Here is an 18,283-nt window from a genome sequence, read left to right as displayed (position 1 = left end):
TTGTGCAATTAGGAACTCTATACGGAATTAGCGTTGCCACGGGCGATCCAGAATTGATTACCCTCAAGGCACTGCGATTGCTCAAACAGGTACCCGTAGTCGCCTTCCCCTTGGGGGTAGGAGGCAAACCGGGTATGGCTGAGCAGATTGTAGCTCAATGGCTGACGAGCGATCGCGTACAGTTGGCGTTGACTTTTCCCTACGTTCAGGATGAAGCTGTTCTCACTTCAGCATGGCAGCTAGCGGCAGAACAAGTCTGGCAATATCTTGAGAAAGGTATGGATGTGGCTTTTGCCTGCGAAGGTGATGTCAGTTTTTACAGCACTTTTACGTATTTAGCTCAAACTCTCCAACAGCTACATCCGGAAGCGATAGTGGAAACTGTACCGGGAGTTTGCTCGCCGATGGCAGCGGCGGCAATGTTAGGATTGCCTTTGACAGTTCGCGACCAACGGCTGGTTGTATTACCTGCCCTTTATCGGGTAGAAGAACTAGAAGCAGTTTTAGAGTGGGCGGATGTGGTGGTTTTGCTGAAAGTAAGTTCGGTTTACGAACAAGTTTGGCAGGTGTTGCAGAGGCGTCAGCTACTCAGCAGCAGCTACGTTGTCGAACGGGCGACATTACCTGATATGAAAATATACAGAGATTTGCGCGATCGCCCTCATCTCAAATTACCCTACTTTTCTTTGCTGATTGTTCAAGTCACTCGCTGGGATTAAAATTGCAGATTGTTTGTCAAAATTCAATTCTTCAATTAAAGTCTAAAATCAAAAATTCCCATGTCGTACTCCTCAAGAGTTCCAACATCTTCGGAAAAAACATTTAATTTGCCGACTCTGTTGGCAACCCTAATTTCTCTGGGAGCGCACGGATTGCTTTGGGTCGTCGGACCGGCATTATCCTCCTCCAATTTGGCACAATCCGATCCGCGAACAATTGTCGGATTTGTGCAGTTGACTCCAGATGAAATGAGTCGTCTACCGGAATATTCTTTGCCACAACCGAAGTTGCCATCTTTGCCAGCAGCGCCGCCGAAAAATCTGTTGCCGCCGTTGCCTCCTTTGCAATCTTATACTCCTTTGCCGCCGCCTCCGAGTGTACCGATTTACGAACCTCCTACTATTCCGCCGTCGCCACCGTCGGTGACTTCTTCCGAGCGACCATCTCATAAGCGCAGCACTTCTAATCGCGAAGATGCAAAGCTAAATGAGCGATCGTCTGTTTCCGAGCCTGATATTAAAATAGAGTCGCGTCAAACTCCACAAGGAACGATCGCACCAGACCCAACTCCTACTCCGGAAAGTGCTACCATCCCCAGACGCTCTACTACTGCAAGACGCACGGCGACTCCCTCACCGACGAGAACGCCAGAATCAAGTATTACTCCACAACCGAGTCTCAGTCCCAAAGCTGCCATCACTCCCGAAGTAACTCTCACTCCACAGCCGAGTATCAGTCCAGAAACTGCCACTACTCCGCAAGCAACTCCCACTCCACAACCGACTAATACTCCGGAAGGTCAAAATATTACCAAAAATACGGAGACTGGTGTGCGACCTAATGACACTTTACCCGCTACGGTTTCCCCTTCTGTATTACCCTCTCCTTCGTCTCCTCCTGCGATCGAAACATTGCCTAAAAAAGGTGCCGAATCAGTTGCTCCAAACCTACAAGCTCGTTTACCTAATTTCTATCCCAAGTCTGCTCCCACGCCGCCAAGTCAAGAGTATCTCGATTCGGTGACTAAGGCTCGCTATAACTACAATCCTGCTGGTACAACAGAGAATGAGGGCCGGGAAAAGTATCAGAAGTGGTGGGCGGAGAAAGTTAGCCGATATACAAACAAAATTAATGGTGCTAGATCGCCAAAATCTCTCTCCATAAAGTCTCCTTATGAAGAGAAAGTACCTGATGTAGCCGAAGGTTGGGTACTGGTTTTGTTTGGCCCTGATGGGAAAATTGTGGGTCAGCCGGATTTGATTCGCAGTACTGGATACCCCGAAATGAATCAGAAAGCTTTAGAGGAAGTGAAAAAGATTTCGATCGAGCGAACTGGCAAATATGAAATTTACCAGTATGTCATCAGTGTTGAGCAAAACGATTTACCTTCTGGAGGTCAGGAAACAGGGCGTCGGGACTAGGGGTTAGAAAAAGTCAAAAGTCAAAAGTCAAAAGTCAAAAGTCAAAAGTCAAAAGTCAAAAGTCAAAAGTCAAAAAAGGGACTAGGGGTTAGGGCGTCGGGCGTCGGGAAGAGGGAGAGAAAAGAGGGAAGAAAATTTCAGATTTTAGATTTCAAATTTCAAATATTGATAAATCTGAAATCTGAAACAAAGAAATTTGAAATCTCCCACACCCCCACACCCCCACACCCCCACTCCCCTGTTCTTCCTCTCAACATAGATATGACGCCAAATTCTTCTTTTCTAGAACAGTTGCGCTCGTCTTCTGAGCGATTGATGTATTTATTGGATTGTTTCGCTCGCTCGCGGGTGCTGGTGGTGGGAGACTTGACTCTCGACGAGTTTCTCACCGGTCAGGTGGAGCGGATTTCTCGCGAAGCGCCTGTGTTGATTATTCGTCACGAAAATACTCAACAGGTGCCTGGGGGTGGAGCCAATGCAGTCTATAATCTGGCCAAACTGGGGGCTAAGGTGAAGGTTGCCGGACTGGTAGGTAAGGATGACCAGGGACAAGCGTTGCGACGCATCTTTGAGACGGCTGGGATAGATACGACGGGAATTGGGATCGATCCGGTGCGCCCAACGGTGACTAAAACTCGCATTTCCGCACACGCTCGCCAGTCGGTAACGCAGCAAATTGTGCGGGTCGATCGCAAATCTGACGATCTGCCGGATGTCGATTTGCAACTGCAACTGGCCGATTATATCCGCTCTGTGTTGGATACGGTCGATGCAGTGGTTTGTTCGGATTACGGGGATGGGGTTTTTACTGAGCCGGTCATTGAAGCGGCGCTCTCTCACTCGCGGACGATCGTCGATGCACAAACAAGTTTAAAAAGATACCAATATGCAACCGTATTTACACCGAATTTGCCAGAGGCGGAACAGGCGGTGGGGTATGCGATCGCTTCTCCCCACGCACTGTCTGAAGCTGGACGCGATCTCCTAAATATGACAGGCGCAGAGCTAATTTTGATTACTCGTGGCGAACAGGGAATGAGCTTGTTCGATCGCTCTGGCAACGAGCAGCACATTCCGGCATTCAATCGCACGGAGGTGTTTGATGTTACAGGCGCTGGCGATACGGTAGTGGCAGCCCTAACTTTAGCTTTGAATGCGGGCGCTTCGTTTTGGGAAGCAGCAGTTTTAGGCAATTTGGCGGCTAGCATTGTCGTGCGCCAATTCGGTACGGCGACAACAACACCGGATGAGATGAAAGCCGCTTTGCAAGCGCTACTGGATGAATCGACTAAGTGAGTGGGAGAGTGGGGGAGTGGGGGAGTGGGGGAGTGGGAGATTTCAAATTTCAGATTTCAGATTTATCAATATTTGAAATTTGAAATCTAAAATCTGAAATTTTCTTCCCTCTTCCTTCTCCCTCTTATTTTTGACTTTTGACTTTTGACTTTTGACTTTTAAGAGCCCCTAATCCCGACGCCCTAGCTTAGAAATTTTGCCGTTACTATCAATTTTCAGGGGTGTGTTGGGAAAATCCATTTTGGTGAGATTGCGGATTAACTGTACGCTGCGAAACTGCTTATCGGGGTAAGGAATGCCTCTGCGATCGAGCTGAACTGGAATAATTCTGCCTGAAACAAAATCACCTTCCGGGTTAACTTGTACCTCTAAAATTAGAGATTGTCCTAACGCTCCCCAGGTAGATAAAGATTTGTATCCGACAAAATTACCGAGAGAATAGGCAATCAATTTTCCCTTATATAATTCCATCGCTCTGGTTACGTGAGGGCCATGTCCTAGCACCAAATCTGCGCCATTATCGATCATCGTGCGAGAAAAAAGAACCACATTACCTCGATTCTCCCCGTAGAAGTTCTCCTGGCTGTTCTTGACGTGCATAGCGCCCGTACCTTCCGCACCAGCATGAAACGATATCACCACAACATCGGCATTTTTCTTTGCTTCTAACACCAGTGCTTTTGCTGAGGCAATATCGTTGACAGAGTTGTGTACTGGCATATGGCTAAAACCGATAAAACCAATGCGAATGTTTTTTACATTCATATAAGCAATTTGATTTTTCTTGCCTACAGGTGTCATACCTGCATTTTGGAGGTTTTTCATCGTGTCGGCAAAGCCAACGGTCGAGAAATCTAGAGAATGATTGTTGGCGACACTTAAAACATCAAAACCAGTTTCTTTCAAAATATTGGCATAGTTTGGTGGTGTGCGAAAAGCATGAACCATTGCACGGCTGGTATCTTTGCTGGTTTTAGGATAATTAGTCAGTGTACTTTCAAAATTGCCAAATAAAATATCCGCTCCTTGGAGGTAGGGTTTGACATTTTGAAATAGCTGTTTGACATTACTGGGCAACCGATTGTTGGGAAAGTTGCTTCCAGGAACAATATCGCCAACAGCTTTAATGGTGATAGTTGTTGCCGCATTTACCGAGGGAGGCTCTGAAGTGGGAATGGCTGGTAAATTCTGAATGGGGGCGGCAACAGGATTAGGTTGGACAGAAGGTTTTGGCTGGGTTTTTATGGGAAGCGATGGAAGTTTTGGAGATGTGTTGACAGCTGCTTTGTTTGCTGCTATTGAGGTAACGGGAGATGCGATCGGCGGCGGCGGAACGAGACCTATTTTTTGGGTGGTGTTGGAAAGGGGTTGAGGTTTTGCAGAAGTTTCAAGTGCTTGTTCCGGTGCAGATGTTGTTGGCTGGGGGGTCGTGGGAGCTTGGGAGTCCATTTTGGCTCTGACGACAAAACCCACTGCTGCAACTAGAACCCAACAGATACTACCCAACAAAAGCAAAGGAATCTTTTTTCTATATTTTGTTTTTATCTTTACCGGTTTATGCTTTGGGTGCGGGTCGGCAGTGGGGGGTAGAGGTACAGTGGGAGAAGTAGTTGAGGTGGAATCTGGTTGCTGTAACTCTAGCAACTCTGTCCAAGTAGGCCATTTTTGGTCGGTGCGTCGCCCATAGATCCGCACAGAATCAATATACTTGGGGTTGAGGCGGGCAATGCCGTCGTATACGAAACGGACGCAGGAGGCTTGATTGGGTACTCGATCGGCTACCAACACGATATGCAGGCAAGTTCCTTTGGTTTTTGCGATCGCTGTCACGCCTTTTTTGGATACAACTTGGTTGATTAAGGTGGCGATCGCATCGGGGTCGCCCTGTTTCGCTAAGGATAAAACGCTTTGTTGAGTCACCTGAGTCACCTGTTTCACCTGAGTCACCATAAGTCTCCTCACACCAACTGATAGACTTCCTTATAATACGGCTGACAAAAGTTTAAACCGGAGCAGGTAAAAATTTCAGAAAATGACAAACTCTAGTCAACAAAATAATGTTCGAGTACCCCGACGATTGCTGGTAACCGGTGGTGCTGGGTTTATCGGCTCGAATTTCGTGCATTACTGGTGCGAAAATTATCCCGACGATCGGGTGGTAGTTCTCGACGCACTTACTTATGCAGGAAATCGTCACACTTTGGCAGCTTTGGAAAAACGACCAAATTTCCGGTTTGTGGAGGGGAATATATGCGATCGCGCCCTCGCAGATCGATTATTACAAGCAGAAAAGATCGATACTGTTGCCCATTTTGCGGCTGAATCTCATGTCGATCGATCTATTTTAGGCCCTGGTGCTTTTGTTCAAACCAATGTAGTCGGCACTTTCACCCTGCTGGAAGCTTTTCGACAACATTGTAATACCTTATCTTTCATCCCCCCTGTAGACGAGGGGGACAGAGGGGGAGTTTTTCTCCACGTTTCTACAGATGAAGTTTACGGTAGCCTTGGCCCTAACGATCCGGCCTTTACAGAAACGACACCTTATGCTCCCAACAGCCCTTATTCGGCATCCAAAGCAGGTAGCGACCATTTAGTTCGCGCCTATCACCACACCTACGGTTTGCCGACAATTATCACTAATTGCTCTAACAATTACGGCCCCTATCAGTTTCCCGAAAAGCTAATTCCGCTGATGTGTATTAATGCTTTAATCGGCAAAAACCTACCTGTTTATGGAGATGGACAAAATGTGCGCGATTGGCTTTTTGTCATAGACCATTGTCGTGCTTTAGATGTTGTTATTCATCGCGGTAAACCGGGTGAAACTTACAATATCGGTGGAAATAACGAAGTTAAAAATATCGATTTAGTGAAAACTTTATGTCAGTTAATGGATGAATTGGCTCCCGATTTGCCTGTGCGTCCTTGCAGTAATTTGATTAGCTTTGTGAAGGATAGACCGGGACACGATCGCAGATATGCGATTAATTCTACTAAGCTGAAAACTCAGTTGGGTTGGACTCCTTCTGTCACGGTTGAAGAGGGATTGCGAAAAACTGTTGCATGGTATTTAACTCATCGCGATTGGTGGGAACCATTGCTTTCAGAAGAATATCAGGCTTATTATCGACAGGTTTATGTTTCTTAGCAGAATATCCTCAGTTAGGAAGAGGCGAGCGATGCTAAAATTGAAAAGTAATAACGGCTGAAAAAACCCTATGCTGAGTTGTTATGATGTAGCTAAATACTTTCTGGCGCAGGTAGATGAAGATGCTGGCGATCTAATATCTAACCTCAAACTTCAGAAATTAGTCTATTATGCTCAGGGATTTCATTTAGCTCTTTACGATGAACCGCTCTTTCCTGAACCTATAGAAGCTTGGACGCATGGCCCAGTTGTCCCTGCTCTGTATTACTACTACAAAGAGTATGGAGTCGGTGCAATTCCCTACCCAAAAGATGTTGATTTTTCCATTTATGATGAACGAACAAAGAGCTTACTTGATGAAGTTTACTCTGTCTTTGGCCAATTTTCTGCCTGGAAGTTGCGTAAAATGACACAAGAAGAAGAACCCTGGAGATTGGCGGCTCAAACGAGCAGCCAAATTTCTCATCAGTCCATGAAAGAATATTTCAAGACGCAGCTTAATTGTGAAGAAGCGGTTTAATGCTAATAAGCGCAAAGAAAAAGGGGAAAGGTTTTCTGTTAGAGAAACGAGTGATGTACCGCCAGAACAAAGCAATTGTTTAGTTTTTGCGATTGAATTCAAGAGTGTGAGGAGTATGAACGCAGAAGTCACAGTGAAGAGAGAAACTTATGCAGGGTTATTTGCGATCGCACTCGCAACTTTGATGTTTGAAATCCTGCTCACGCGCATTTTCAGCGTGACAATGTGGTATCATTTTGCTTTTATGGCTACCTCGGTAGCGATGTTCGGAATGACGTTAGGCGCAGTTTTGGTATATTTGTTGCCCAACTTTTTCACCCAAGAACGAGCAAAGTTTCATTTAGCTAGCACTTCTTTACTTTTTGCTATCTCGATTGTTATTAGCTTTTTGGCACATATAAACATTCCGTTCGTTCCCAGCTTAGCGATTCAGGGAATAGCTTCTATTACTTTAACATATTTAGTTATATCTATACCGTTCTTATTCAGTGGAATTTGTATATGTTTGGCTTTGACAAAATTTCCTCATCAAGTTAGTAAACTTTACGCTTACGACCTCGCTGGCGCATCGCTTGGCTGCATCCTCCTCGTATACATTATCGGCATTACTGATGGGCCAACAGCAGTAATTATAGTTGCTTTTCTTGCTAGTATCGGTGCTATTTTATTTGCATCTGATGCGGCATCAAAAAAACTCATCCAAATTGCTCTGATATCTACAGTTTTACTCGGTTCGTTTGCCGTAATTAATACTATTTTTGTAAATCAGCAATCTCCTTTACTGCGGCTAATGTGGGTGAAAGGAAAATTTGAATCAGCGCCAATTTACGAAAAGTGGAATTCTTTTTCTAGAATTACTGTCAGCGAAGATAGAGACCCGGAACATCCCTTTGGTTGGGGGTTTAGTCCGGTTGTTCCTTTTAAGGATAAAATCGAAGAGCGCGTATTAAAAATAGATGCTAGCGCTGCTACAGTTATCACCAAATTTGATGGAAATTTTGGTAAATTGGCATATCTGAAATACGATATTACTAATTTAGCTCATTATCTTCGTAAAGATGCCAAAGTTTTGGCGATCGGCAGTGGCGGCGGTAGGGATATACTTTCGGCTTTATTGTTTGGACAGAAGTCGGTTTTGGGAGTGGAAATTAATCACGATATCATCAATGCGATAACTAAAAAGTTTGGTGATTTTACCGGACATTTAGATAAAAATCCTAAAGTTACTTTTGTAGCTGATGAAGCACGCAGCTATATTGCTCGATCGCCAGATAAATTCGATCTAATTCAGGTTTCCTTAATTGACACTTGGGCTGCAACTGCATCGGGTGCATTTGTACTATCAGAAAATTCACTTTACACGATAGAAGGTTGGAAAGTTTTCTTAGAACATCTCACCGATAAGGGCATTTTAACTCTATCTCGTTGGTATGTCGGAAATAATCCGGGTGAGATGTATAGGTTGACTGCTTTAGCAACTGCTTCGCTGAAGAAATTGGGGATTGAAAATACACGCGATCGCATCATCATTGTCAGACGAATGTTTGGCGGAAACGAGAATGAGGCGACTGGTGTGGGCACAATGCTGGTAAGCAAACAACCATTTTCCAAACAAGATTTGGATACCCTGCAAAAAGTTGCTAAGCAAATGCAATTTGAAATCGCACTCAGTCCGCAATTTGCTATAGATAATAACTTTAAAACAATTGCCGATGGCAAAAAACTCGATGAATTTGTAGCTAAATTTCCTCTCAATATTTCACCCCCAACGGATGACAGCCCGTTTTTCTTTAATATGCTGCGCCTGCGAGATGCTTTTAATCCAAAAGTTTGGTATGAGGAAGCTTGGAGTTCTAACCTGAAAGCAGTTGTAATTTTGGGCGCTTTACTGATAATTGTGGTATTGCTGACATTTCTCTGCATTATTGTGCCGCTGCTTCTTAGCACAAAAAAGGCAATTTTAAAAGATGCTTTGCCGCTTTCTCTATTTTTTGCTGGCATAGGTTTGGGCTTTATGTTAGTAGAAATTTCCCAAATGCAGCGATTGATTGTGTTTTTGGGACATCCGACTTACGGACTATCTGTGGTGTTGTTTTCCTTATTGCTTTCCAGCGGTTTGGGAAGTTATTCCACCCAAAAAGTAAGCACTAAAGGTATGGTAAGTGCGGCAACTTTACGGCTATTTTTGCTGCTATTTATTCTGTACGTATTTGGAAAATTTACTCCTCATGCGATCGCACTATTCGAGGATGCGATAACAACCGTTCGCATTCTGGTAGCAACAGGCATACTTTTGCCTTTGGGTTTCTTTATGGGAATGGCATTTCCCCTGGGAATGCAAATAGCATCTAAAAAGTCTACTGAGTTAACACCTTGGTTGTGGGGAATTAACGGGGCTACTTCAGTTTGCGCCTCTGTATTGGCAGTTGCGATCGCCATTAACTCTAGCATATCTGCATCGTTTTGGACTGGTTTTGCTTGTTACGTAATGGCTGTTATTGCTTTTGTTTGGGCAAGTCGAGATAAGGGTGTAATTGAAAAATTTTGAGTCCGGGTTTCTTAAGGATACTCTTGACAAATGTCAAAATATTTGCTCATATCTAGTTCAGCTAGTTATATTGTGTCCGGTTGCATCCGTAGTTTAAAGCCGATCCGAAGGATTATTGGGAGATCGGCGGTTAATTTTTTACCGCAGATGAAGGCAGATGAACGCAGATAAACGCAGATAAGAAGTCAGATAAGAGGTATTTTTTTGGGAACCGATGCAAGCGGTATGATATTAATCAATACCCTAGAAACTCTAAGTTCTGATTAGCGATGAAAAGATGGAAAGATTGTTTAAAAGTGCAAATTATCGGCAGTGCAATCCTGCTAAATTTTGTGCCTTCACTGTCTCCGGTAAATGCTTTTAATGCTTCGCAGGTTAGACAACTGCTGCAAACAAAAGAATGTTCGAGATGCGACCTTACTGGAGCGAATTTGAGCGGTGCTGATTTGAGTTTTGCCATTCTTACGGATGCTAATTTAACGGCAGCTAATCTGCAAAATGCTAATCTCAGTCAAGCGGATCTCAGTCGCGCTAATTTAAGTAAAGCTAATTTGAGTCGGTCGAATTTGAATCGCGCTTATTTAATGAATGCGAATTTAGATGGCACTAATTTGTTAGGTGCTTCTGTGCAGGGAACAAGAGGTTTGCCAATATTTCCCATCGCAAACATTCCAACTCTCAACTTACCACCTCTGAGGTTATCACAAAGACGATCGCCACCTCTCCCATCTTTAAGATTACGTCCTATACCACTTCCACCACCTCCCCCATCTTTAAGATTACCTCCTATACCACCTGCACCAGTTCTCCCACCTCCTCTGCGGCTTCCTACAGCAACACCAGTTCGCATAGCACCATCTCCTGTATCGAGACAACCGACAAGCGCTCAAATATCCCCAAATTGGCGGTTACCAGCTCAGGATGTGTCGCAATTACCGTCGCACGTAGCGGAAGTTAATAGATATTTCGTCAACCGTTGGAAATCACCTGCTAATTTGACGACTAGCTTGGTGTACACTTTGCTATTGAATAACGATGGATCGATAAAACAAATTATTCCGCACGGAAAAGTAGACGAAACTTATTTAGACAGAACGGAAATGCCACTTCTAGGAGAACGATTTGTGTCGCCTTTTCCGTCAGGACAAACTAATAAAATTCGACTCATTTTGATGCCAGGAGGTAGAGTATTTACCTTCCCGGAACCTTAGATTATCAATGAGTACTTTTTCGCGATCGCTTCCGTTAGTATCCTGCGATAAGCTGAGGCAAAGTTTGCCACACGAAGACGATGACAGCTGCGATCGCTAACACTCCCTGAATCAAACGGCCCACGACCGAACCCACAACAATTCCGATACCGGCTCGAAATGCTTGTCTGAGTCTCAGGCTTGTCTCCAATTCGCGCTGATAGAGAAACTCCCCAATTATCGCTCCCAGTAGGGGCCCAAACAAGATACCTATAATTGGCCCCCCAAATGGCAGCGCTGGTAAAAGACCTAAAGTGGCTAATATTAAGCCGACGATCGCACCAATCTGCGCCCAATTACTCGCGCCGGCGCGTTTGGCTCCCAAGTAGGCGGCTAAATAATCAATGCCGATGCTGAGCAAGAAAACTACTAAGGAAACTCCTAACGCCCAATAGACTCCTGTCGTAAAGCCATTCACAAGTCCCCAAATTACAACGCCAATTACAATCAAACTGGAACCTGGAATACCGGGTACGACAGCACCGATGACGCCAACAACCATCACAAGAACGAGCAGCCAATACAGAATTTGCATAGTCTTTTAAATCTCAGCTGGTGCAACATGATTACTTAAATTAGAGCTGAGGCTTACTTCTAGTTTGTCAGCAATTCCAGCAATCCAGGTTTCATCTTGTTTGGTATAACTGCGGGGCGCATTAGCTCCTAAAATTAAAGCACCCTGTTTACCTATTGGCTGGCAGATGACACCTTGAGTATTTTCTGGTAAGTAATCAAACTCAATTCTGCCGGGATAAAGCTTCAGTTCCACCAAATAAATCGGTTTTTGCTTTTCCAGCACGCGCTGTAAAATTGCTCCCGGCTTTACTTGTGAGTTTGGGCCCAAAATTCCCCGTCGCAGCAGCACTTTACCTGCATACCAAACGACGAGCGATCGCGTTGCCGTATTGGTAAGTAACAAATGTGACGCCCAAGCCAACTCAGTTTTCACCGTTTCTGGCAAAGAAGGTGCCAGTTCCAAACCCTCTTCGCCAATTAGTCGGACAGCATCGGGCGATCGCGGTTGCACTTGCTGCCATAATAACCCTGTCAGGATCAGCAGGGCGCATAAAATTACGCCCAGTACATCCGAACGAGCTTGAGAAGCGGTCAATTCTGGCGTCATCAAGCGGTTCAGCACCAGCAAAGCGCTTGCCAATACACCCACAACGATCGGCAACCGCCGCAATACCTGATTATTGTCCTTTGTCATGTGTCAGTTGTCAGTTGTTAGCTGTCAATTGTCAGTTGTCAGTTGTCAGTTGTCATAAATACTTCCCTGATGACAAATGACAAATGACCGAGAACTACTTGCCATCCTCACCGGGCTCAATTATCCGCTGAAACAGATAACCTGTACCCCGCGCCGTCAAAATCAGCTCTGGATTGCTGGGGTCATCTTCCAACTTAGCTCGCAGTCGCGAAATGTGAACATCAACGACTCGCGTATCTACATGGCGTTCGGGAGTATAACCCCAGACTTCTTGCAAAATTTCCGATCGCGAAAACGCTTCTCCAGAACGACTGACTAACAGTTCCAGCAAGCTGAATTCCATCCCGGTGAGGCGAATGCGCTCATCGCCTTTGTAGACTTGTCGCTTGTTGGTATCAATTTTGATATTCGCCACATGGATAACACCAGAGCTGGGAATACCGGAACCCCCGGTTTTGTCCACCCGCCGCAGCACAGAACGGATACGAGCTTCCAACTCCTTGGGAGAAAAGGGTTTGACAACGTAATCATCTGCTCCCAGTTCCAGACCGGTGATGCGATCGGCCACATCTCCCAAAGCTGTTAGCATTATGATTGGCACGTCGGATTCTTTTCGCAACTCTTGACAAACGCCATAGCCATCTAGCTTAGGCATCATCACATCCAGAACTACCAAGTCGGGAATGGCGTTGCGAAATGTTTCTAAGGCTTCTTCGCCGTCGGCAGCTGTAACGACATCGTAGCCAATCATTGACAGACGAGTTTCCAAAATTCTGCGAATGCTGGCTTCATCGTCCACCACCAGAATTTTTTCTTTATGGCTTTCCAAGTTTCTCAATGCTCCTTAATTTGTAGCGTTTCCGAACATTAATTTTTAGTACCATTACATTAAAATATTACCCCATCTCAGTCGGTTATTTAAGGCCGAAGCTCTGACAGCGATTGGATTTCAAGCTTTTTTAAGATTTACGAGCCTTGTTTTAGATTCTTTAACAATATATACAATGGCAAAATCACGAACTCTATACATTTGCAGCCAATGTGGGGCAGAGACTTCCCAGTGGTTCGGCAAGTGTCCGGAATGTGGCACTTACAACTGTCTGGAAGAGCAATTTTCGTCCTCCGCACCAGCCACAGGCCCGGTGAGGGTAAATTGGCAAAGTGCTGGCCGCGCCAATGCCAAATCCGCTCCAAAACCAGCTAAACCAAGAGCTTCTCTCACTTTCCCGGAGATTGTTGACGGGCAGGAGGAGCGCTGGTTCTCCGGCTACGGGGAACTCGATCGCGTGCTGGGTGGCGGTATTGTCCCAGGTTCGTTGGTGCTGATTGGCGGCGATCCGGGAATTGGCAAGTCCACGCTGCTGCTTCAGGTAGCCAATCGTCTGTCTTGTCAATATCGCATTCTCTATGTTTGCGGCGAAGAGTCGGGCCGACAGGTGAAATTGCGGGCTTCTCGGTTGGGGGTTAGCGTGAGCGACGAGGAAAATGAGGGAGCGGGAGAGGGGCAACCCCACCCCCAACCCCTCCCCGTGGGACGGGGAGGGGAGAAGGGGGGAGCCGGAGAGCAGGAGAATATTGCTGCGGAAAATATCCAGACAGAAAAATTTGATGGTGCTAATTTATACGTATTAGCAGAAACGGATCTGGAAGAGATTCTCAAGGAATTGGAATCGCTCAAGCCTCATGTGGCAGTGATTGACAGCGTTCAGACTATCTATTTACCCAATTTGACTTCCGCAGCAGGCTCAGTAACGCAGGTGCGGGAATGTACTTCGGCGCTGATGCAATTGGCGAAGCGGGAGGATATTACGCTGTTAATTGTGGGTCACGTTACGAAGGAAGGCGCGATCGCAGGGCCGAAAGTTTTGGAACATTTAGTAGATACGGTACTGTATTTTGAGGGCGATCGCTTTGCCTCTCACCGTTTGCTTCGTTCTGTGAAAAACCGCTTTGGCGCTACGCACGAAATCGGCGTGTTTGAAATGGTAGACCGAGGACTGCGAGAAGTTTCCAACCCTTCGGAATTATTTTTGGGGAATCGCGATGAAGTGGTTCCCGGAACTTCTCTTGTTGTTGCTTGTGAAGGAACGCGCCCGATTGTGGTAGAATTACAAGCTTTGGTAAGTCCTACCAGTTACGCTTCTCCCCGTCGATCGACTACTGGTGTTGACTATAACCGACTGCTGCAAATTCTCGCAGTATTGGAAAAACGGGTGGGAATTCCTCTATCTAAATTAGATGCTTATGTTGCTTCTGCGGGTGGTTTGAATGTGGGAGAACCGGCGGTAGATTTGGGGATGGCGATCGCAATTGTCGCATCCTTCCGCGATCGCATTGTCGATCCCAGTACTGTTTTAATTGGCGAAGTGGGATTGGGCGGACAAGTTCGCGCCGTTTCCCAGATGGAATTGCGCTTGAAAGAAGCGGCAAAACTGGGTTTTAAACGTGCGATCGTTCCTAAAGGCCAAAAGTTTGGCGAATTGGGGTTAGAAATTATACCCGTGGGAAAAGTGATCGATGCGATCGTGGCTGCTATGCCCCCTCAAAGCCCTGGGGATGGTGATTATGACGATGAGGATGAGGATGAAGATAAAGATATGCAGGAGTAATTTTTAACCGCAGATGCACGCAGATAAACGCAGATAAGAGTAGATTTATCTGCGTTTATTTTTTTGTTGCAAAATAAAAATTTTGTCGATCGCACGGGAAATTTTTCTTTTTTGGTATTATTATGTATTTGTGGGAAAATGTGCGCTCATATAAACCCCTTCTCAGAATATGTAGATATTGAGGACATCCTGGTGCTAAAGCTGATGGGGATGTCCGTTAAATGAAATCAAGCTGACTGTGAAACAGCTTGTTAAGCATAAACTATTGCAGATTAAACAGATTTTTCAGACGTTTCCGCATCCAATCAATCGGATTTTTATCATCTTCGTCCTCATTTACCAATCCCATTTCCCGCAGCTGCTTTTGTCGTTGCGCCAACTCTTCTTTATGTTTGCCTAACTCCTGCACAATCACATCGTACAATTCCGGCTGAGACTGCAATGTTTTTTCAAAACCCTTCTTAGTAATGGCAAACAAAATAGTATCTTCAACAGCCCGAACTGTAGCCGTGCGGGGAATCCCCAACATCAGGGCAAGTTCTCCCAAAAATTGTCCCGTAGTAAGCGTAGTGAGATGTTTGTTAATCTTGGCAACAAAAACTTCTACGGAACCGGAAAGTACAATATAAAACGCATCCCCCGGATCGCCTTCTCGAAACAAAATTTCCCCAGCAGCCAATCGTTTTCTATAGCCGACCTCAATCAATTGACGCAATTCTAAATCTGTAAAATTTTGGAAATAAGTCACTTGGCGCAGCAAATCTTTAATAGCTAATGGCCTAGCAATTTGCGTCGCTAATTGTGGCTTAGCAAATTGTGGAACATCTCCCCCATCTTCTTGTTGTTTTTCCGGAGCTCTGAATGCTACCGCTCCCATCCCATTTAATACTTCAGGATTGCGGAGCCACAAATCCCTCTGAGGAAAGGGAATATGAATACCTTGCTGGCGAAAATTATAATCAATGATAAAATTCAAAGAACTTTTAATCGTAATTCTGTCATCAATTCTACCTACCCACACCCACAGGAGAAAATCTAAACTATTATCGCCAAATCCCAGAAACAGAACTCTGGGAGGCGGCTCCCGTAAGACTGCCGGTTCCATATAAGCAGACTTTAAAAGCGTTTCTGTCACTAATACAGGGTCGCTTGCATAGGCTACCCCAATCGGGATATCAATACGACCAATAAAGTTTTCATAACTCCAGTTGAGAATCCGGTTATTAACCAGTTCGCTGTTAGGAACTACCACATCTCCACCTGGAAATGTGCGGATAATCGTAGAGCGAATCGAAATCTCTTTAATATATCCTGACATTCCATCAAATTCAATAAAATCTCCCAGCTTTAGTTTGCGTTCTACCAGTAAAGTTAGACCAGACACAAAGTTTTTCGTAATATCCTGCAAACCGAAGCCAATACCAACACCCAAACCGCCGGCAATGACTGCCAAAGAAGCGATGTTAAAACCACTGGTTTGCAGTACGACTATAAAGCCTAACGTCGCCATACCATAGCTGATAATTGTGGAGATTGCCTCTCGATTTCCCTCATCAATCCCCATTCTGGTCAGCACATATTTTTTGAGGAAATTCTTGAGAGCCCGAGTTAGGAAAATGACCGCCAGTACGCAAAGTATCAGTTTAACGATCGAACTGAGCGATACAGAAGTTTCGCCTATTTCTATAGGCGCTGTAACTATGTTATATATGTAGGTAAATAATTGCTTTAAGAATGTATCCATGATATCGCTCTCGCCATAGGTGGTTATCTACAGGTTAGCCGTAACTTTGTTAATTGCCATATAGCCGATCGCATTCACTTTTCAATCAGCACTCAAAAATTCCAGACACCCATTACTTAAATCTTTTACCGCCAAATCATAAAACTGCTTCCCATGTTCGGGAGTTGCCAAAGCAGGATTAGAACCCATGCGTCCGTCTGGGTAGTGGCGACGAAAGTCAGCCGCACCGTAAATTGGGTATCCACGTCCTACTTCCGCTGACAGAGGCGCTTGTTTAATAGCTTCCGGATAAACATACTGAGTCAAAGCTACCTCGCTGGGAGTCGCGTGATTGCCTTCCTCGTTACCGTATAACTCTTTTGCCAACTTGTAAACGCTGGCACACATATACCAATTGCTCACCTGACAGCGTACCAGGTGGGCATTAGGAAAATTTAAATCTGCCAAATAAGCATAAGTCTCGGAAAAAGCCGCCTTAAGAGTGGCAACATTTCCTCCGTGACCGTTGATAAAGAAAAATTTAGTAAACCCAGCCTTAGCCAAACTGCTGATGTAGTCGCGAATCATCAGAATCATCGTACTGGGTCGCAGAGAAATCGTACCGGGAAAAGAAGTGTGATGCAGTGCCATCCCCACATTAATTGTAGGGCCGACCATAACCTCGATCGCATTCCCCACCCCACGGGCGACAGCTTCCGCACAAATCGCATCCGTGCCGATCGACCCAGTTGGGCCGTGCTGTTCCGTCGAACCAATGGGAATAATAATACCCTGCGATCGCTCCAGATAAGCTTCCACTTCAGGCCAAGTAGATAAATGCAGCAGCATTGCCCGATCGAACTAAAGTATAAACTTCATAGTAACGAGGTTAGCCAGTCAGACGCCAGTCTGGAATCGCCATCTTACATATTGGAATATGCCGCTTTTTTTTCTATAACTTCGCATCGTTTAAGTTTAATGCGATTTCGCCACATAACCATCAACAATAGGCCCGTATCGCGTTATCTTTTTGGTGGACTTAGACACATACAAAGTTCCTAAATCATGTTTTCACTTGAGTTAACTCAGACTCCTTCTAGGGCAGAAATCGGGCAAAAAAGCCGTGTTCTCGTGGTTGAGGACGAGGATCTGATCCGAGAAATGATCGTAATGGCCCTGGAAGAGCAAGATTACGAAGTTACAACTGCTACAGACGGACAAAAAGCGATCGCCTTGTTGCAGACTATCTACACCGAACCGGCAGAGTCCCCCATAGATCTAGTCGTCCTAGATTTAATGCTGCCCCAAGTTAACGGTTTGGATATCTGCCGCTTGCTGCGGCGACAAGGCAACCCAGTACCGATTTTGATTCTTTCCGCCAAAGGAAGTGAAACAGACCGCGTGTTGGGTTTAGAAGTGGGAGCCGATGACTACCTCACCAAACCCTTCAGTATGCGGGAATTTGTCGCTCGCTGTCGAGCATTGCTGCGCCGTCAGCGCTTGAGCGGTTTAACTCAACCACCTGTTTTGCAGTTTAAGGAAATTCTCCTTTATCCCCAAGAGTGTCGCGTCATGCTGCGCGGCGAGGAAGTTAACCTCGCGCCCAAAGAATTTCGTCTCTTAGAATTATTTATGAGTTACCCCCGCCGCGTATGGTCGCGGGAGCAATTGCTCGACCACGTTTGGGGGCCGGATTTTGTGGGGGACAGCAAAACGGTAGACGTTCACATTCGCTGGCTGCGAGAAAAAATGGAAAAAGACCCCAGCCATCCAGACTATATTGTGACAATTCGCGGTTTTGGTTATCGGTTTGGCTAATGGCAACATTGGTTAAT

At 45.4% G+C, this 18,283-nt stretch carries 15 protein-coding genes; 9 read left to right on the top strand and 6 right to left on the bottom strand.

The features are described 5' to 3' along the window. Positions 1-2 precede the first annotated feature (2 nt). The 3 genes from ACE1CD_RS10250 to rfaE1 all read left to right on the top strand — a co-directional run bounded on the left by ACE1CD_RS10250 (position 3) and on the right by rfaE1 (position 3,437). Positions 3-719: a precorrin-2 C(20)-methyltransferase gene (locus ACE1CD_RS10250; RefSeq protein WP_374796586.1), complete on the top strand. Its 717-nt coding sequence runs from the start codon at positions 3-5 to the stop codon at positions 717-719. 60 nt (positions 720-779) lie between these two features. Next, positions 780-2,141, top strand: coding sequence for a hypothetical protein (locus ACE1CD_RS10245; RefSeq protein WP_374823701.1), 1,362 nt, complete (start codon positions 780-782; stop codon positions 2,139-2,141). 261 nt (positions 2,142-2,402) lie between these two features. After that, a complete protein-coding gene (gene rfaE1 / locus ACE1CD_RS10240; RefSeq protein ID WP_374823698.1) occupies positions 2,403-3,437 on the top strand; it encodes a D-glycero-beta-D-manno-heptose-7-phosphate kinase in 1,035 nt (344 codons plus the stop codon). 168 nt (positions 3,438-3,605) lie between these two features. On the opposite strand, the gene ACE1CD_RS10235 is transcribed toward rfaE1, so the two are convergent. Beyond that, a complete protein-coding gene (locus tag ACE1CD_RS10235) occupies positions 3,606-5,387 on the bottom strand; it encodes a CapA family protein (protein ID WP_374823695.1) in 1,782 nt (593 codons plus the stop codon). A gap of 82 nt (positions 5,388-5,469) precedes the next feature. Here ACE1CD_RS10235 and rfbB point away from each other — a divergent pair, with 82 nt between their 5' ends. From rfbB to ACE1CD_RS10215, 4 genes are all read left to right on the top strand, one after another. Next, the gene (gene rfbB, locus ACE1CD_RS10230; RefSeq protein WP_374823692.1) at positions 5,470-6,588 is read left to right on the top strand and encodes a dTDP-glucose 4,6-dehydratase; all 1,119 of its coding nucleotides are present in this window, start codon (positions 5,470-5,472) and stop codon (positions 6,586-6,588) included. A 70-nt stretch (positions 6,589-6,658) separates the two neighbouring features. Beyond that, complete coding sequence (locus ACE1CD_RS10225; protein ID WP_374823690.1) at positions 6,659-7,108, top strand: Panacea domain-containing protein; 450 nt, start codon at positions 6,659-6,661, stop codon at positions 7,106-7,108. Then, a complete protein-coding gene (locus ACE1CD_RS10220) occupies positions 7,092-9,656 on the top strand; it encodes a hypothetical protein (protein WP_374823687.1) in 2,565 nt (854 codons plus the stop codon). The genes ACE1CD_RS10225 and ACE1CD_RS10220 overlap by 17 nt, the downstream gene beginning before the upstream one ends. 269 nt (positions 9,657-9,925) lie before the next feature. Beyond that, a complete protein-coding gene (locus ACE1CD_RS10215) occupies positions 9,926-10,867 on the top strand; it encodes a pentapeptide repeat-containing protein (RefSeq protein WP_374823684.1) in 942 nt (313 codons plus the stop codon). Between the two features lie 34 nt (positions 10,868-10,901). Here ACE1CD_RS10215 and ACE1CD_RS10210 read toward each other — a convergent pair whose 3' ends face one another. The 3 genes from ACE1CD_RS10210 to rpaB all read right to left on the bottom strand — a co-directional run bounded on the left by ACE1CD_RS10210 (position 10,902) and on the right by rpaB (position 12,945). Continuing rightward, entirely contained in the window at positions 10,902-11,441 is a 540-nt protein-coding gene (locus ACE1CD_RS10210; protein WP_374823681.1) for a DUF456 domain-containing protein, read from the bottom strand. Positions 11,442-11,447: 6 nt separating this feature from the next. Beyond that, positions 11,448-12,116: a cofactor assembly of complex C subunit B gene (locus ACE1CD_RS10205; RefSeq protein ID WP_374823679.1), complete on the bottom strand. Its 669-nt coding sequence runs from the start codon at positions 12,114-12,116 to the stop codon at positions 11,448-11,450. 94 nt (positions 12,117-12,210) lie between these two features. Further along, positions 12,211-12,945 carry a response regulator transcription factor RpaB gene (rpaB, locus tag ACE1CD_RS10200; protein ID WP_374797059.1) on the bottom strand — a complete coding sequence of 245 codons (735 nt, stop codon included), beginning with the start codon at positions 12,943-12,945 and terminating at the stop codon, positions 12,211-12,213. 175 nt (positions 12,946-13,120) lie between these two features. Here rpaB and radA point away from each other — a divergent pair, with 175 nt between their 5' ends. Continuing rightward, complete coding sequence (gene radA, locus ACE1CD_RS10195) at positions 13,121-14,725, top strand: DNA repair protein RadA (RefSeq protein ID WP_374823677.1); 1,605 nt, start codon at positions 13,121-13,123, stop codon at positions 14,723-14,725. 262 nt (positions 14,726-14,987) lie between these two features. On the opposite strand, the gene ACE1CD_RS10190 is transcribed toward radA, so the two are convergent. Beyond that, entirely contained in the window at positions 14,988-16,469 is a 1,482-nt protein-coding gene (locus tag ACE1CD_RS10190; protein ID WP_374823674.1) for a cyclic nucleotide-binding domain-containing protein, read from the bottom strand. Positions 16,470-16,550: 81 nt separating this feature from the next. Then, positions 16,551-17,297 carry a creatininase family protein gene (locus ACE1CD_RS10185; protein ID WP_374823671.1) on the bottom strand — a complete coding sequence of 249 codons (747 nt, stop codon included), beginning with the start codon at positions 17,295-17,297 and terminating at the stop codon, positions 16,551-16,553. A 216-nt stretch (positions 17,298-17,513) separates the two neighbouring features. On the opposite strand from ACE1CD_RS10185, the gene ACE1CD_RS10180 reads away from it, so the two are divergent. Then, positions 17,514-18,266 (top strand): winged helix-turn-helix domain-containing protein, encoded by a 753-nt coding sequence (locus tag ACE1CD_RS10180; RefSeq protein WP_374796614.1) that lies wholly within the window; start codon positions 17,514-17,516, stop codon positions 18,264-18,266. Positions 18,267-18,283 lie beyond the last annotated feature (17 nt).

Origin of the sequence: Aerosakkonema sp. BLCC-F183, assembly GCF_041929145.1 — a bacterium.
GTDB lineage: Bacteria > Cyanobacteriota > Cyanobacteriia > Cyanobacteriales > Aerosakkonemataceae > Aerosakkonema.
The sequence above is the reverse complement of the archived record's forward strand: the minus strand, read 5'-3'. Positions and strand labels throughout refer to the sequence as shown.

Excerpts from the sequence above, each read along its gene's own strand:
- ACE1CD_RS10205 (WP_374823679.1), bottom strand. The coding sequence starts at position 12,116 with ATGACAAAGGACAATAATCAGGTATTGCGGCGGTTGCCGATCGTTGTG.
- ACE1CD_RS10210 (WP_374823681.1), bottom strand. The coding sequence starts at position 11,441 with ATGCAAATTCTGTATTGGCTGCTCGTTCTTGTGATGGTTGTTGGCGTC.
- ACE1CD_RS10185 (WP_374823671.1), bottom strand. The coding sequence starts at position 17,297 with ATGCTGCTGCATTTATCTACTTGGCCTGAAGTGGAAGCTTATCTGGAG.
- rfbB (WP_374823692.1), top strand. The coding sequence starts at position 5,470 with ATGACAAACTCTAGTCAACAAAATAATGTTCGAGTACCCCGACGATTG.
- ACE1CD_RS10190 (WP_374823674.1), bottom strand. The coding sequence starts at position 16,469 with ATGGATACATTCTTAAAGCAATTATTTACCTACATATATAACATAGTT.
- radA (WP_374823677.1), top strand. The coding sequence starts at position 13,121 with ATGGCAAAATCACGAACTCTATACATTTGCAGCCAATGTGGGGCAGAG.
- ACE1CD_RS10235 (WP_374823695.1), bottom strand. The coding sequence starts at position 5,387 with ATGGTGACTCAGGTGAAACAGGTGACTCAGGTGACTCAACAAAGCGTT.
- ACE1CD_RS10245 (WP_374823701.1), top strand. The coding sequence starts at position 780 with ATGTCGTACTCCTCAAGAGTTCCAACATCTTCGGAAAAAACATTTAAT.
- ACE1CD_RS10215 (WP_374823684.1), top strand. The coding sequence starts at position 9,926 with ATGAAAAGATGGAAAGATTGTTTAAAAGTGCAAATTATCGGCAGTGCA.
- rfaE1 (WP_374823698.1), top strand. The coding sequence starts at position 2,403 with ATGACGCCAAATTCTTCTTTTCTAGAACAGTTGCGCTCGTCTTCTGAG.
- ACE1CD_RS10180 (WP_374796614.1), top strand. The coding sequence starts at position 17,514 with ATGTTTTCACTTGAGTTAACTCAGACTCCTTCTAGGGCAGAAATCGGG.
- ACE1CD_RS10225 (WP_374823690.1), top strand. The coding sequence starts at position 6,659 with ATGCTGAGTTGTTATGATGTAGCTAAATACTTTCTGGCGCAGGTAGAT.